Raw genomic sequence first — 15,711 nt, 5'->3', positions numbered from 1 at the left:
TGTCACTTCTACGATCGGATAGTACTATGTGATTCGTTTGTTCACTTCGTTCAAGCCTTTCTTTGTTAATACAAGATGACAAGATTGCGTTCTTTTAGGACACCTCCCTTTTTTGTTATTTAAAAATTAAGTATTCATCAAACTCTCAATTTCATCCACTTCAATAGGGATATTTTTCATTAAATTAAATGGTTCACCAGATGGTTGAATAACCACATCATCTTCTAAACGAATACCAAAACCTTCCGCTGGAATATAAATACCTGGTTCAACAGTAAATACCATATTTGCTTGCATAGGTTCGTGTAACAAGCCATAGTCATGGGTGTCTAGTCCCATGTGGTGTGAGGTGCCATGCATAAAATATTTTTTATAAGCGGGCCAATCTGGATTTTCGTTCTGCACATCCGCTTTATCTAATAAACCTAAGCCTAATAGTTCAGATGTCATTATTTTACCAACCTCTACATGATACTCTTTCCATAAAGCACCTGGAACCAATAATTTAGTAGCTTCGTTTTTTACTTTTAAAACAGCATTATAAACAGCTTTTTGTCTTTCAGTAAAACGACCATTTACAGGAATAGTACGTGACAAGTCTGATGAATAATTAGCATATTCAGCCCCTACATCTAACAATAATAAATCGCCATCTTTACAAATTTGGTTGTTTTCTATATAATGCAATACATTAGCGTTAGCTCCTGAAGCTATGATTGGCGTATAAGCAAAACCCTTAGAACGGTTTCGTAAGAACTCGTGAGCAAATTCAGCCTCAATTTCATACTCTGTTACGCCAGGTTTTACAAAACCTAGTATACGACGGACTCCTTTTTCTGTAATATTACATGCAGTTTGTATTAATTCTAATTCAATAGAATCTTTTATAGAACGTAATCTTTGTAGAATAGGATTTGATTTTTCAACTTTATGCGCTGGATATTCGTTTTTCCACCATTTGATAAAGCGGTCTTCACGAGTTTCTGTTTCAACACTTGCCCGATAGTGCTCGTTTGTGTTAATGTACATTGTATCCGCATACATCATCACCTCTTTCAATACCTTATGGAAATCTTGTAACCAGTACACAGATTTGATCCCTGAAATTTCAAAAGCACGATCCTTAGTTAATTTTTCTCCTTCCCAAATAGCAATATGCTCATTGGTTTCTCTTAAAAATAAAATCTCTCTTAAATGTTCATAAGGGGCATCAGGAAATAATACTAGAATACTTTCTTCTTGATCAACACCCGATAAAAAAAGAATATCACGGTGTTGTGCAAATGGTAAAGTACTATCAGCACTAACAGGATAGATGTCATTAGAATTAAATACAGCTACTCCGTTTGATTTCATCTGAGCCATAAAGTTTTTACGATTTTTGATGTACAGCTCTCGGTTTATTGGTAAGTATTTCATTTGTATGTTTTTTAGATAACCAAAAGTACTCAAACGGATTTTATTTATAAGTAGCCAAATGGCGCAATTTTTAATTTTAATATTAGCTATAAAAAAGACTATCTGTTACAGCTATTTATAAACTATTCTTTCTTATTCTACTCATGTGCCTATTTGAAATTCCTAAAAAAGAGGACAAGTAATGTAAAGGAACTTCATTTAATAATTTAGGTTCGTTTTCTAAAAGTTTCTTATATCGTTCTTCTGGACTTAAAGCTAATAAATCAATGCGATAATCATCTATTAGACAACTTTGTCTTTCGATTAGATCATAATAAAATTGATTAAAAACAGGATTTTCCTCTTTCAGTTTCATAAAATCCTCTAAAGATATAACCAATAGTTCTGTGTTTACAAGCGCTTTGATGTGCTTTCGAGAAGGACTTTGGGTTAAAAAACTCTTTAGAGAAGCTGTAAAAGTATTTTTTAGAGATAAATAAGTTGTTTTTTCTTCATGATCTATTTCTATAGCATGTTGTAAGATTCCAGAAGTAATAAAACAAAAAAAGCGACAGATTTCGTTTTGTTCCACAAAAAACGTATTCTTTTTTAAGTATAGTGGTTTGAAATGACTTTGAAATTGTTTTATAACATCTGAAAAATCAATATCATTTGTAGTAAGTAGTTTATTAGTTTTAACCATAGACTATAAAAGTTAAACTTCTTCAAGTTGTAAATTTATAAAGGTTTATTGTATTAATTTTATACAAATTCTTAAAAACAATAAAAAAATGAAATTCTATATTCCTTTATTTTTGTTTATGTCAACTATTCTTTACACACAAACAAATAGTGACGAAGTTCATAAATCATGGAAACAAAAACAAGAATTAGAAAAAACTTCTTGGTTTAAATCGCTTATTTTAAAAAATATAGGCCCTACTATTATGAGCGGTCGTGTGGTGGATCTTGCCGTTAATCCTCAAAACCCAACGGAGTTTTATGTGGCTTATGCTTCAGGAGGACTTTGGTATACAAATAATAATGGAAACTCATTTGAACCTATTTTAGATACTGCTCCAACACAAAATTGTGGAGCAGTATCAGTTGATTGGAGATCAGGAACAATCTGGTTAGGTACTGGGGAAGCTAATTCATCTCGTTCTTCTTATGCAGGAATAGGCTTGTTAAAATCTAAAGACAAAGGTAAAACTTGGGAAAATGTAGGATTAAAAGAATCACATCATATCAGTAAGATTCTTATAAATCCAGATAATTCAGATGAAATTATAGTAGGAGTTATTGGTCATTTATATACTAAAAATAATGAAAGAGGTGTTTTTAAAACCCTCGATGGAGGCAAAACCTGGAAGCAAACATTATTTGTAAATGATGAATCAGGTGTTATAGATGTTACTTATGCGCCTAATGACTTTTCCATTCAATACGCTTCCGTCTGGCAACGTGATAGAAAAGCGTGGAACTTTTCAGGTAGTGGTATCTCTTCTGGAATCTATAAAAGCACGGATGGAGGCACCACTTGGTATTGTGTGACTAATGGAGATAACGGATTTCCCCATAATGAAGGTATAGGACGTATTGGTCTAGCTTCGTACAATGAAAATGTTATATACGCTATTTTAGATAATCAAAACAAACGACCTAGTCTACAAAACATAAATCCAAAAGACCTTAACAAAACCTTATTAGAAACAGAGATAATAGGAGCAGAAGTATATAAAACAGAAGATGGTGGAAAAACCTGGGAAAAAACAAATGAAAAATATATAGATGATTTATTCTATACCTATGGTTATTATTTTGCAAATATTTCGGTAGATAAAAAAAATCCAAATCATATTTTTACAGGAGGTGTTTCCATAATATTATCCGAAGATGGAGGGAAGACATTTAGATCCATACAAGGAGATAATGTACATGCAGATCATCATGTAATTTGGATAAATCCTAATAATTCTAATCATATCATTAATGGAAATGATGGAGGTGTAAATATTTCATACGATGCAGGAAAAAATTGGTTAAAATGTAATAATCAAGCAGTAGGTCAATTTTATACTGTAAATGTAGACGAACAAGAACCTTATAACGTATATGGAGGATTACAAGATAATGGCGTTTGGGTTGGACCTAATGATTATAAACATTCTTTAGATTGGCAACAAGAAGGGATATATCCGTATCAGTTTTTGTCAGGAGGAGATGGAATGCAAGTCCAGATTGATAATAGAAACCCTAATATCATCATTACAGGTTCTCAATTTGGATATTACCAAAGAATGGATAGAGCTAAAAACAAATCAGTAAGCATAACACCTAAACCCAATAAAGAGGAAAAACCTTATCGTTTTAATTGGCAAACCCCTATTTTATTATCTTCTCATAATCAAGATATACTATATATGGGCTCTAATTTCTTACATCGTTCAATGAATCAAGGCGATACATGGGAAATTATTTCACCCGATTTAACAAAAGGAGCTAAAGAAGGAAACATAACTTTTGGTACTATTACCACTATATCCGAAAGTAAATTACAATTTGGATTGCTATATACAGGTAGCGATGACGGTTTAATACATATATCAAAAGACGGAGGAGCTAGTTGGCGTAAAATATCCGACTCTTTACCCCAAAATTTTTGGGTATCAAGAATAGTAGCATCAATTCATACTAAAGAAAGGGTATATGCTACTTTAAATGGATATAGAAACGATGTGTTTACAACCATGATTTATATTTCAGATGATTATGGACAAACTTGGAAAGCTATCGCATCTAATATGCCAAATAGTCCAGTAAATGTTATTATAGAAGATCATAAAAATGAAAATATTCTGTACGTAGGAACAGATAATGGTTTATACATTACCTTAGATAGAGGTTTAGTCTGGCAAGATTTTACATCAGGTATGCCAAAAGTTGCTATACATGATCTAGTTTTACAAAAAAAATCAAATGATTTAGTTATAGGAACACATGGACGTTCACTTTACAAAGTAAATGTAGAAAAAGTACAACAAATAAAAGACCAGATACATGCGAAAGATATTATACTTTGCCCAATAAAACCAATTTTTAAAAGCGAACACTGGGGAAGTGCTTGGAGTAATTGGGAAAAGATATTTGAACCTAAAACAGAATTTTGGTTTTATTCAAACAAAATAAGAAAAGTTGAATTAAAACTAAAAAATAACGTTAATCAAATTGTTTTTTCACAAGAAATTGAAGCAATGCCAGGATTGAACAAAATAGATTATAATTTTCAATTGCCAGAATCTATAGTTGAAAAATGGAAGAAAAAAGATCCCAATATAAAAATCCCAAAAGCAAAAAATAATCAATTTTATTTACCCATATCCAATTGTCAACTAATCTTAGAATCAGAGGGAATAAAAGAAGAAACCATTGTAGAAATTATAGCATCTGAATGAATTACTGTTTTAAAAAGGAGGTTTTTAAAAACCTCCTTTTTATATTCATTATAAATAACATTTACTGGGTTGTATTTACCCCTAAATTCCTTTATTTTTGCTTGATTTTTTATAAAACTATACAATCAATCTAATACTATGGCAAAATCTGCACTTCTAAAGTCATCTATTGCAAAAAAATACTGGATGGCTCTTACAGGTTTATTTTTATGCTTGTTTTTGGCTGGTCATTTAGCGGGTAACTTACAGCTAATCTTTGGCGATGCGTTACAGTTTAATCAGTATGCGTTATTTATGACTACCAATCCAGCGGTAAAATTACTTTCTTATGTAACTTATTTTTCAATCTTGTTCCATGCTGTGGATGGGATTATGTTAACCATTCAAAACAAAAAAGCACGTCCTGTAGCTTATGCTATGAGTAATCCTCAAAATAGCAGTTCTTTAGCTTCAAGAAACATGGCGGTTTTAGGAACCTTGATTTTAGTTTTTATTATTACACACATGGCAAACTTTTGGGCTAAAATGCACTTTTCTGAAATGCCATTACAAACCATTACGGTGGAACAAATGGGGCAAAAAGCAGATTACATCATTGGTACACAAGCAGGTCAGTTTTTCCCAGCAGACAAAATGTTGTTAGAGCAACAAGGGATGGAAATCAAAAATGGGAAAGATATTTACAACAAAATGGCAAACATCAAAGTAGGTGAAGGCTACAAAGATTTACACAAAATCACGATTGAGTTCTTCAAAAACCCTTCTTTTGGTTTGATTGCTACTATTTTATATGTGTTAGCTATGGCTGTATTGGCTTTCCACTTATTACATGGATTCCAAAGTGCTTTCCAATCGTTAGGAGTTAACAACGGATTCACGCCAGCTATCAAAACATTCGGAAAATTATTTGCAATCATCGTTCCATTATTGTTTGCTATCATTCCGGTTTATATTCACTTTGTTAAATAATCAGCTTACTATATAAGATATGAAGTTAGATTCTAAAATACCTGAAGGTCACATTTCTCAGAAATGGACAAATCATAAAAATAATTTAAAATTAGTTGCTCCAAACAACCGTCCAAAAATCGATGTTATCGTGGTTGGTACAGGTTTAGCAGGTGCTTCGGCTGCTGCTTCATTAGGAGAAATGGGATATAATGTAAAAGCATTTTGTTTCCAAGATTCACCACGTCGTGCGCACTCTATTGCAGCACAAGGAGGGGTGAATGCAGCAAAAAATTACCAAAATGACGGTGACTCAGTATACCGTTTATTCTACGATACGATCAAAGGTGGAGATTACCGTGCTCGTGAGGCTAACGTACACCGTTTAGCTGAGGTTTCAGGTAATATCATCGACCAATGTGTGGCACAAGGAGTTCCATTTGCTCGCGAATACGGAGGTATGTTAGACAACCGTTCATTCGGAGGTACACAAGTACAACGTACATTCTATGCTGCGGGTCAAACAGGACAACAATTATTATTAGGAGCTTATTCTGCTTTATCTCGTCAAATCGGTTTAGGACGTGTTAAAATGTACAACCGTCACGAAATGTTAGAATTAGTAAAAGTAGATGGTAAAGCACGTGGTATCATTGCTCGTAACTTAATTACTGGTGAAATTGAAAGACATTCAGCACACGCTGTAATTATTGCATCGGGAGGATACGGTAACGTATATTTCTTATCTACTAATGCGATGGGAAGTAACGTAACGGCAGCGTGGAAAATCCACAGACAAGGAGCCTATTTTGCAAACCCTTGTTATGTACAAATTCACCCTACTTGTATTCCAGTACACGGAACCAATCAATCGAAGTTAACGTTAATGTCAGAATCATTACGTAACTCAGGTCGTATTTGGGTTCCAAAGAAAAAAGAAGATGCAGAAGCTATCCGTGAAGGTAAATTAAAACCCGTTCAAATTGCAGAAGAAGATAGAGATTATTTCTTAGAAAGAAGATACCCAGCGTTTGGTAACTTAGTACCTCGTGACGTAGCTTCTCGTGCAGCAAAAGAGCGTTGTGATGCTGGTTTTGGTATCGAAGCTAACGACACTAATGAAGGGGTTTATTTAGATTTCGCTTCAGAAGTAATTGCAAAAGGGAAACAAGCTGCTTATGCAAAAGGAAATCATAATCCTTCTCAAGAAGAAATCATTACTTTAGGGAAAGCTTGGTTAGAAGAAAAATATGGTAACTTATTTACCATGTACCAAAAAATTACGGATGAAAATCCTTATGAAACCCCAATGAAAATTTACCCAGCAGTACACTATACTATGGGTGGTGTATGGGTTGATTATAACTTACAGTCTACTATTCCTGGATGTTTCGTAGCAGGTGAAGCTAACTTCTCTGACCACGGAGCAAACCGTTTAGGAGCATCCGCTTTAATGCAAGGTTTAGCAGACGGCTATTTTGTATTACCTTATACAGTTTCTAACTATTTAGCAGATGAAATTCGTACAGGTAAGATTTCTACTGATTTACCTGAATTCGTTGAAGCAGAGAAAAATGTTAGAGATCAAATCAATGCGTTCTTAAATAATAACGGTTCTAAATCGGTTGATTATTTCCATAAAAAACTAGGACTTATTATGTGGAATAAAGTAGGTATGGGACGTAATGCTCAAGGCTTAACAGAAGCCATTGCTGAAATTGACGCGTTACGTAAAGAGTTCTATGCTGATGTGTATGTTCCAGGAGCTGCTGATGAAATGAATACGGAGCTAGAAAAAGTATTACGTGTAGCTGACTTTATGGAGTTAGGTCAATTAATGGCAATGGATGCGTTACAACGTAAAGAATCTTGTGGAGGTCACTTCCGTGAAGAGTACCAAGATGCTGAAGGAGAAACCTTACGTGATGATGAAAACTTCTCATTCGTAGGCGCATGGGAATATCAAGGAGCAGACATCAACCAATCGGTGTTACATAAGGAAGAGTTGAAATACGAATACATTAAAATTGCAGCTCGTAATTATAAGTAGTAAATAGTAAAAAGTAAATAGTGAAAAGTAAATAGAAGTTTAGATTGTGCTAATCACTTTTTACTAGTCACTAATCACTTAAAAAATAAAATTATGGCATCAAAGAAAACCATCAATATAAAATTAAAAGTTTGGCGTCAGAAAAAAGCTTCTGACAAAGGACAAATGGTAGATTACTCATTAAACAATGTATCTACAGACAGTTCATTCTTAGAAATGATGGACCAATTAAACGAGCAATTAATCGTTGAAAAGAAAGAGCCTATTGCTTTTGACCACGATTGTCGCGAAGGTATTTGCGGAATGTGTTCTATGTTTATCAATGGTCGTGCGCACGGTCCTGACACTGGAATTACTACATGTCAGTTACACATGCGTATGTTTAACGATGGCGATACAATTTATGTAGAGCCATGGAGAAGTAAAGCCTTCCCTGTAATCAAAGACTTAGTAGTAGACAGAACAGCTTTTGACCGTATCCAACAAGCGGGTGGATTCGTTTCTGTGAACACTTCTGGTAACACGATTGATGCAAATACAATTCCTGTACCTAAAGTAGATGCTGACAAAGCTTTCGAAGCTGCGGCATGTATTGGTTGTGGTGCTTGTGTGGCAACTTGTAAAAATGGTTCTGCGATGTTATTCGTAGGGGCAAAAGTTTCTCAATATGCTTTGTTACCACAAGGAAAAGTTGAGGCTACCCAACGTGTATTAAACATGGTACGTCAAATGGATGAAGAAGGATTCGGTAACTGTACAAACACAGGTGCTTGTGAAATCGAATGTCCAAAAGGTATTTCATTAGAAAATATCGCTCGTATGAATAGTGAATACTTAAAAGCGAGTTTGAAATAATCGCTTTAACATAAGTTTATAACCCTTTCGGCCTATCTTGACTGAAAGGGTTTTCTTTTTTTAGTATATTCACGTAAAATTTTTTATAAATGAAAAAGTTAATCCTATGCTTGCTTTTAATAGGTCAAGCTAACTTCGCTCAAACCACCGATGAAAAAACAGAAGCTAAAAAGAAAGTGGAACAGGAAAAAGCGGTTTTAGCCAAACCGTATCATGAAGAGGAAGATGCCTCTCTTAAAGTAAAAGAATTGCTGGCTGTTGCCCAAAAAGAACACAAGAAAGTCTTAATTCAAGTAGGAGGAAACTGGTGTATTTGGTGTTTACGATTGAATGATTTTATCAATAAAAATGAGACATTGAAACAACTGGTTGATACTAATTATTTGTATTATCATTTGAATTGGTCTCCTAAGAATAAAAACGAAAAGTTCTTTAGTCAATATGAGGGCAATCCAGGAGAAAAACACGGTTACCCCGTTTTTATGATTTTAGAGGCATCAGGTAAATTGCTTAAGGTGCAAGAAACAGGTTCTTTAGAAGAAGGAAAGGGCTATAGCTTTGAAAAAGTAAAGACATTTTTAGCATCAAATGCTTCTAATTAAGCTTACTAAAAACTAAACTAATATATGCAATTTCTAAAAAATGTATTCGTAACCTTGTTGATTGTTTGTTTGTGCAGTTGCAAGGACAACACAGCCACATTACAAAAAGCACCACAACAGCAATCATCCAAGACTGATAAAAAGAAAGCTTCTAAGTTGTTTTCAGATGTTTTTGAATTTGTTAATTATAATGATGATGGAGATTACCAGCTGATAAATTTCAGAAAGAATGCTAAAATATACAGTTTTATCAATGATACTAACGACGATAGAACATTACTTCGAGGTGATAAAGTAGAAGTGCATTGGAAAATGGACACTATTTATATTGCAGGTGATGGTGAAACACCTGAGCTGGCGGAGTGGTTGGTTTCCTTTAAGAAAATGAAGGAAGGAAAACTGTCTCAATTTCGTAAAACTTACAAAAAAGAGTTCAAATACCATTGGTTTAATGAAAATGAATATTCTGAAGAATATTTGAAACAACTATATACCTGGGTCGAATATTATGTGGCCAATTCAGATAATGAATTATTAAAGGCACATCTCGAAGCAGGAGATGCGTTAGAGTATTCCATCGAACAGCAAGAACGTGAAGGTAAAACCTATACGCTTATTGGTTTAGGTACTTCTTTTGAAGGTAGAATGACTAAAATTAAATGGTTGTATTATGATGCTGAAAAAGATGATTTGTATGCTTACGATTTAGGGAATGATATTTTAGTCCTATTTCCGTAAACTTTAAATAGCTAAACAATGAAACAAACTATTTTCAGTATTTCTATGCTTTGTTTTTTGCTAGGAAGCTGTAAAAACGATAAACCCATTGCAGAGGTTACTAAGCCTCAACCTAAAGTAGCCAAAGAAAACCCTAATCCTCCGCAAATTCAAAATGACATTCAAGAGTATATTCCTGAGGGTTTTGAAATTCAGTACGAATGTGATGGCGATTTGAATCAGGATGGGTTAAAAGATTATGCTTATGTGCTCAGAAATATAGAAGAAGATACTAGGGCTAGAAAGACCTTAGTGTTTTTGGGTGATAAGGAAAAAGGAAGGCAGTTGTTCCAGCAGTCAGAGCTCGTCTTTCCTGTTGAATATAGTGATGAAGGATATAAAATTTATGACTCCGAAACCATATCTATAGAGGAAAATCAGTTGATGATGGAGCTTTCGGGACTGGGACCTTCAGGTACGACCACTATAATTTTTCAATTTGAAAATGGAGGATTATTTCTTAAGTCGATGGAAAGTTTTCATGCAGGGGCTGGAGGGCAAACCATCGCTAATTATGAGGTGATGACTGGTAAGATTGAAATGACCCAAGTAAATACCATGAAAGAGGATATGCCCTCAGAAACTGAAGTAAAAAATTTTGCCCCTTTGAAACTAGCTTTTGAGAAAGTAAACCCTATGGAACTTTTTGCCCAACAAATTCTTAAATTTGGTTTCTAAAAAAATAAACAATGAAAAAACTATTTTTATTGGCTACTCTCTGGATTACGAATTCCTTTCAGGCACAAGTAACCACTGTAGTCAGTGCTTTTACACAAAATCTGACCAAGAATGACCTTCCTTTTCAAGGCGACCGAAAAATGTTTGCCACAGGAATCAATGATACCCGAACCGAGAATGTTTTGGTAGTTTCTAAAAACAAATCTGGTGCTGCGAACGACGAACTTTTTATCGAAAAATTCACCAAAACTCCAGAAGGCTATACCAAATCTTTTTCTACCGTATTTACACATCCCGTAAATAAATCCTTGGCTTTTGTTAATAATAGGATGATGTATAGCGATGCCGATAAGGATGGTAATGCCGAAATGTTATTGGTAGTTGACGAAAATGAGGCAGGACCTGAAAGTCCATTACAAAAAGTTTGGGGCGTACTTGTTTACAAGAATGTGGCTTACAAACTTTGGGTGACCGCCGAAGATAATTTTACAGAAACAAAATACGATGCTCATTTTTCGACTTTGCCCGAAAAGGTAAAAAAGGATTTCTTAGCATTTTGGAATACATTAGACAAAGCAAATTAAACAGTTAAAAATCATGAAAAAAATTTTAAGTATTGCTCTATTTTTTATTGTTCAAACTTTCTTAGCACAAAACAATAATGAAATTCTTGTGTTGAGTGCCGTGGTAAAAGATAAAGTGATTCCGAATGCTCAAGTTATCTTTCAAAAAAATGGTGAAACTTCCTTAACACGAATGACCAATTCGGCTGGAAAAGTGATGATTCCAGAGGAATTTCGAAATACCAATGACTTAACCATTATTATTAAAAAAGAAGGGTATTCCACCTTGGTTTCTAAATGTCCTTGTGGAGGTTTAACTTATGCCATCAGCCCGTTTATGACTGAATTAGACGGAATGCGTATCGTGTTAAGTTGGGGACAACGACCGTTGGATATTGATTCGCACTTGTCTTATCAAGGAGGATACGTGTGTTATTACCAAATGGATGCGGTGAATGCCAAATTAGACGTGGACGACACAGACAGTTTTGGACCGGAAACCATCACTATTTCTAAAAAATTACAAGGTAAAAAGTATGTGTATGCGGTGCATAATTTTTCTGATAAGGATAATCCAAATAATGCAAATTTGGCCAACATCAGTAGAGCAAAAGTATATGTGTACATTGGAAATACTTTAATCAAAACCTATACGCCACAAGCAGGTAAAGTAGGAACCGTTTGGATTCCTTTTATCATTGATGAAAATGGAAATTTAGTTGACATTAATGATTATAGAGATGCTTCGTCTTGGGAAGGGGTACGTTCAATACTACGTGAATACCGCCCTTCAGAACAGCAAACAGTGGTTTCTGCCGGTGATGTTGCAACCGCAAAACAAATTAATAAAAGAGGTGAAGAACAATACCATGCAGGGAATTATGAAACTGCGATAGGTTATTATCAGGATGCTATCGAATTGAATCCTACAGAAGGATTGTTTTACGGTAATTTAGGATTGGTATTTCAAAAATCAGGGAGAGAAGCAGAGGCTTTATGGGCAAATCGTAAAGCGATTGCCTTAGCTAATGGCGCTATGGCTAATACGGTGAAAGCTGGTTCTTATTATAATATTGCTCGTATTTATGAAGCGAAAAATCATTTCCAGGAAGCATTAGAAAATTATCAATTGGCTAAACAACACAAACAAAATCCAGTGTATGACAAAGCGATTAGCAGAGTACAACAACGTTTATAAGCTTGCTAAAACAATAGTTATTGGATTCTTGTTGCTGACGAATTTTTGTTTGGCAAGTAACGGACCCGATAAAATTGCAAAAATAGATAGGGCTTTATGGCCCTATCCTATCCATAGTGCGCATAATTTTGATGTGGCATCCAAGTGTGAAATGATAGCTTTTTCAAAAGCATTTAAAGTTTATGAAGGACTTAATGAAGCTGAATTGCAACAAAAACTTGATTTGAAAAAAGTATCGGTGACTTCCGTTCGGGAATGGGAAGCAAAAACAAAGCAAATCATTCTAGCTAATTTTAAGTCGTTAACGAAAGCTTCGCTTCAAGATTTGATTGCAATAAATGAAATCAATACATGGGAAGATGTTGCTAAAATACATCCAGAAGTAAAAATGCCTTCTGCTTTGAAAGCGTGGTATCAAGCCAGTTTGAATTTTTATGATAAATATCTGTATGAGCAATGTCGTTTAGCTTCTCTGTATCCTAGAATTACGAGTGAAATAGGGTTGATGGCAAAAAATGAAATCAATGGTTTTAATTTGCCTGCAAAGCAATTCTTATTAACCTTTGATGATGGGCCAACGGTAAAAAATGGGAATACGGATAAGATGGTTAAAGTGCTCAATGAGCAACATCAAAAAGGTGTTTTCTTTGTTCTTGGTGACGCCTTACAAAAACGAATGCAGACGGATAAACAAATTCAAAATTTATATCAAGGACATTTGTTGGCATCGCATGGAAAAACGCATGTTTCACACCAGAGATTAGCAGAATGGAAGACGTCACTTACGTATACCAGTGATTTAATTCAACAATTGACCGACTCTGATAAACCCGTATATTTTCGTCCGCCGTATGGTCAAAGAACGGAAGAATTAGCTAAAAGTTTGGGGGCTACGCAGTCTAAAGTGGTTTTGTGGAATATCGATTCACAAGATTGGAATACACATATCACCGCTAGGGAAGTGGCAGACAGACAAATAAGTTTGATGTTATTGTGGCGAAGAGGGATTTTGCTTTTCCACGATGTTCATGAAAAAGCACAAACAGCAGTACCTTATATTCTGAATTATTTTAAAGGTTCAGGAATACAATGGATACAACCAAATGAAATTTAAGTGATGAAAATGAAAATCGCCATAATACAATCTGATTTAGTTTGGGAAAATCCTCAAGCTAATCGAAAGCATTTAGAAGAAAAAATCAATGCCATTCAAGAAGCTACCGATTTAATCGTGTTGCCAGAAATGTTTACCACGGGTTTTACAATGAATCCTTCAGTGATTGCCGAAACCATGACGGGTGCGACCGTGCAATGGATGCAAGCACTAGCTGTACAAAATGCCTGTGCGATTACAGGAAGCGTGGTGATTGAAGAAGAAGGGAATTACTACAACCGTATGCTTTTTGTGCATCCTGACGGGAGTATGCAGTATTACAACAAGCGTCACTTGTTTACTTTGGCAAAAGAAGAAGCTGTTTTTACTGCGGGTAAAGAAAAAGTAATTGTAGAATATAAAAACTGGAAAATCTGTCTCCAAATTTGTTACGATTTACGTTTTCCAGTATTCGCCCGTAATGTCGAAAACTATGATGTACTCATTTATGTAGCCAGTTGGCCGAAACCAAGAGTACAAGCTTGGGATATTTTATTGCGCGCCCGTGCGGTAGAAAATCTTTCGTATGTGATAGGCGTTAATCGTATAGGTACTGATGGCAGTCAACTGGAATATGTAGGACATTCGCAAGTGGTTGACTATCTAGGAAATTATATAGTTGAACCTTTTGAAACTTCAGAAGTGCAATTAGTAACCTTGGATAAAGAAGCACTTTTGGACACAAGAAGTCGTTTGAATTTTCTGAATGATAAGGATTCTTTTTGTCTTATTTCTTAAAAGAATATATAATTAGATAAAGACTTTGGAAGACTTCATCGTTTGAAACTTTAGTAATAAATGGTATTGGTAATTTTACTTTTTGTATAATTTTTATTAATTGATTTTAAGCCCAGATTATATATTATAAATTTAGTGTAGATAAAAATAACTTTCAATCTAAAAAAAGTACTCCATTTTTTGTGTTCAATATAGTATAACGATAGTTGTGATAAAAAAACGTGTACTTCTATCTTCAAGACAAAGTCTAACGCATAATTTAGATTAAACAAATTTAAAAACAGGGATCGGATTAATTCATAGAATTAATTCGTATACTGGCTTTAATTAAGGCTAGAGCTCTTATTTTGCTTATTTCTACTTCCTTGTCTTGGTGATGTTTGTTTTGACTAACTAATTTTACAAAGTTTGCGTTTTCTGATTTTTGAATGTATTTAACCATTACAAATTCTTCACCACTCATTTCAATACTTAACAAATACATTTCTCCCCAAAATATTTCATTTTGAATATCATTTATTTCCTTGTATAATACAATGTCACCACTTTTTAGTAAAGGATACATACTGTCACCTGTTACATAAATAGCACCATCACATTTAGGTAAGTTAGGAATCGAAATATAATCTAATGGGACATTGTTTGAAGACTCCGAAAATAAAGGAACTAAACCAGCTGTAGCCTCAATGTCATATAAAGGGATTTGTTGATAATGAACAGAATTATCTGTTTTTAAAGGAAAAGCTTGGATAGATTTATTTAAGATAAAATCATCATCCTTTAGCATATTTCCCTCTCCTGTTAAGAGCCATGTAGGATTTAAATCATTGTATAATGAAAGAATATTTTCTAGCATACTTGAACCAATGCTTTTTCCTTCTTTTACGGCTTTAGAAATACTTCCTCTTCCAGCATTTAAACTGTTTTCAAAAGCATAAAAACTAATTCCTTTTTTATCCAAATAATGTCCTAATCGTTCTGAAACCATACTATAATCGTGAAATTTGAGGTAAAAATATGAAAAAAATCTTTACATAGTGGTTTAAAATCTTATAAACCTTTTTTAAGTTGATTTATTTCTTCTAAAAATAGAAAATAATCTAAATATTGTTTTGTGTTATGAAAATAATCTTATATATTTGTACTGTTGAAAGATTTTGATCTACTTGTTAAGATTATAATCGTCTAAATACCGAATAAAAGCTGTATAAGTCAAAAAGTTTTTTAAATCATTTTAGTATAAAAAATTATTGTATGAAACAAATAAAGTACTGGGATAGTTCTTAAGACTAGAAT

14 protein-coding genes are annotated in these 15,711 nt (G+C 34.0%); 11 read left to right on the top strand and 3 right to left on the bottom strand.

The genetic code is table 11. The features are described from left to right. Positions 1 to 126 precede the first annotated feature (126 nt). A complete protein-coding gene (locus tag AWN65_RS13875; protein ID WP_060383674.1) occupies positions 127 to 1,419 on the bottom strand; it encodes an aminopeptidase P family protein in 1,293 nt (430 codons plus the stop codon). Positions 1,420 to 1,534: 115 nt separating this feature from the next. Beyond that, positions 1,535 to 2,101 (bottom strand): Crp/Fnr family transcriptional regulator, encoded by a 567-nt coding sequence (locus AWN65_RS13870; protein WP_060383673.1) that lies wholly within the window; start codon positions 2,099 to 2,101, stop codon positions 1,535 to 1,537. Between the two features lie 88 nt (positions 2,102 to 2,189). On the opposite strand from AWN65_RS13870, the gene AWN65_RS13865 reads away from it, so the two are divergent. The 11 genes from AWN65_RS13865 (at position 2,190) to AWN65_RS13815 (ending at position 14,415) form a co-directional block, all read left to right on the top strand. Continuing rightward, the gene (locus AWN65_RS13865; protein ID WP_060383672.1) at positions 2,190 to 4,853 is read left to right on the top strand and encodes a VPS10 domain-containing protein; all 2,664 of its coding nucleotides are present in this window, start codon (positions 2,190 to 2,192) and stop codon (positions 4,851 to 4,853) included. Positions 4,854 to 4,991: 138 nt separating this feature from the next. Next, entirely contained in the window at positions 4,992 to 5,822 is an 831-nt protein-coding gene (locus tag AWN65_RS13860; protein WP_060383671.1) for a succinate dehydrogenase cytochrome b subunit, read from the top strand. A gap of 19 nt (positions 5,823 to 5,841) precedes the next feature. Then, a complete protein-coding gene (locus AWN65_RS13855) occupies positions 5,842 to 7,851 on the top strand; it encodes a fumarate reductase/succinate dehydrogenase flavoprotein subunit (RefSeq protein ID WP_060383670.1) in 2,010 nt (669 codons plus the stop codon). A gap of 93 nt (positions 7,852 to 7,944) precedes the next feature. After that, on the top strand, positions 7,945 to 8,706 hold the full coding sequence (locus tag AWN65_RS13850; protein ID WP_060383669.1) for a succinate dehydrogenase/fumarate reductase iron-sulfur subunit: 762 nt from the start codon (positions 7,945 to 7,947) through the stop codon (positions 8,704 to 8,706). A gap of 89 nt (positions 8,707 to 8,795) precedes the next feature. After that, the gene (locus AWN65_RS13845; protein WP_060383668.1) at positions 8,796 to 9,308 is read left to right on the top strand and encodes a thioredoxin family protein; all 513 of its coding nucleotides are present in this window, start codon (positions 8,796 to 8,798) and stop codon (positions 9,306 to 9,308) included. A gap of 24 nt (positions 9,309 to 9,332) precedes the next feature. Continuing rightward, positions 9,333 to 10,046, top strand: a complete 714-nt coding sequence (locus tag AWN65_RS13840) for a hypothetical protein (protein ID WP_060383667.1) — start codon at positions 9,333 to 9,335, stop codon at positions 10,044 to 10,046. Between the two features lie 45 nt (positions 10,047 to 10,091). Beyond that, positions 10,092 to 10,763, top strand: coding sequence for a hypothetical protein (locus tag AWN65_RS13835; RefSeq protein WP_145902572.1), 672 nt, complete (start codon positions 10,092 to 10,094; stop codon positions 10,761 to 10,763). Between the two features lie 11 nt (positions 10,764 to 10,774). Beyond that, the gene (locus AWN65_RS13830; protein WP_060383665.1) at positions 10,775 to 11,347 is read left to right on the top strand and encodes a hypothetical protein; all 573 of its coding nucleotides are present in this window, start codon (positions 10,775 to 10,777) and stop codon (positions 11,345 to 11,347) included. Positions 11,348 to 11,360: 13 nt separating this feature from the next. Continuing rightward, positions 11,361 to 12,524, top strand: coding sequence for a tetratricopeptide repeat protein (locus AWN65_RS13825; RefSeq protein WP_060383664.1), 1,164 nt, complete (start codon positions 11,361 to 11,363; stop codon positions 12,522 to 12,524). Next, entirely contained in the window at positions 12,487 to 13,638 is a 1,152-nt protein-coding gene (locus AWN65_RS13820; RefSeq protein ID WP_060383663.1) for a polysaccharide deacetylase family protein, read from the top strand. Before AWN65_RS13825 ends, AWN65_RS13820 begins: the two co-directional genes overlap by 38 nt. A gap of 9 nt (positions 13,639 to 13,647) precedes the next feature. After that, on the top strand, positions 13,648 to 14,415 hold the full coding sequence (locus AWN65_RS13815) for an amidohydrolase (RefSeq protein ID WP_060383911.1): 768 nt from the start codon (positions 13,648 to 13,650) through the stop codon (positions 14,413 to 14,415). 292 nt (positions 14,416 to 14,707) lie between these two features. On the opposite strand, the gene AWN65_RS13810 is transcribed toward AWN65_RS13815, so the two are convergent. Then, a complete protein-coding gene (locus AWN65_RS13810) occupies positions 14,708 to 15,403 on the bottom strand; it encodes a S24 family peptidase (protein ID WP_060383662.1) in 696 nt (231 codons plus the stop codon). Positions 15,404 to 15,711 lie beyond the last annotated feature (308 nt).

Source organism: Flavobacterium covae (assembly GCF_001534645.1).
Classification (GTDB): domain Bacteria; phylum Bacteroidota; class Bacteroidia; order Flavobacteriales; family Flavobacteriaceae; genus Flavobacterium; species Flavobacterium covae.
The sequence above is the reverse complement of the archived record's forward strand: the minus strand, read 5'-3'. Positions and strand labels throughout refer to the sequence as shown.

Bases quoted from the DNA above. Each gene is read 5' to 3' on its own strand.
- AWN65_RS13845 (WP_060383668.1), top strand. From the start codon at position 8,796: ATGAAAAAGTTAATCCTATGCTTGCTTTTAATAGGTCAAGCTAACTTC.
- AWN65_RS13875 (WP_060383674.1), bottom strand. From the start codon at position 1,419: ATGAAATACTTACCAATAAACCGAGAGCTGTACATCAAAAATCGTAAA.
- AWN65_RS13840 (WP_060383667.1), top strand. From the start codon at position 9,333: ATGCAATTTCTAAAAAATGTATTCGTAACCTTGTTGATTGTTTGTTTG.
- AWN65_RS13870 (WP_060383673.1), bottom strand. From the start codon at position 2,101: ATGGTTAAAACTAATAAACTACTTACTACAAATGATATTGATTTTTCA.
- AWN65_RS13820 (WP_060383663.1), top strand. From the start codon at position 12,487: ATGACAAAGCGATTAGCAGAGTACAACAACGTTTATAAGCTTGCTAAA.
- AWN65_RS13865 (WP_060383672.1), top strand. From the start codon at position 2,190: ATGAAATTCTATATTCCTTTATTTTTGTTTATGTCAACTATTCTTTAC.
- AWN65_RS13860 (WP_060383671.1), top strand. From the start codon at position 4,992: ATGGCAAAATCTGCACTTCTAAAGTCATCTATTGCAAAAAAATACTGG.
- AWN65_RS13835 (WP_145902572.1), top strand. From the start codon at position 10,092: ATGCTTTGTTTTTTGCTAGGAAGCTGTAAAAACGATAAACCCATTGCA.
- AWN65_RS13855 (WP_060383670.1), top strand. From the start codon at position 5,842: ATGAAGTTAGATTCTAAAATACCTGAAGGTCACATTTCTCAGAAATGG.
- AWN65_RS13825 (WP_060383664.1), top strand. From the start codon at position 11,361: ATGAAAAAAATTTTAAGTATTGCTCTATTTTTTATTGTTCAAACTTTC.
- AWN65_RS13850 (WP_060383669.1), top strand. From the start codon at position 7,945: ATGGCATCAAAGAAAACCATCAATATAAAATTAAAAGTTTGGCGTCAG.
- AWN65_RS13830 (WP_060383665.1), top strand. From the start codon at position 10,775: ATGAAAAAACTATTTTTATTGGCTACTCTCTGGATTACGAATTCCTTT.
- AWN65_RS13810 (WP_060383662.1), bottom strand. From the start codon at position 15,403: ATGGTTTCAGAACGATTAGGACATTATTTGGATAAAAAAGGAATTAGT.
- AWN65_RS13815 (WP_060383911.1), top strand. From the start codon at position 13,648: ATGAAAATCGCCATAATACAATCTGATTTAGTTTGGGAAAATCCTCAA.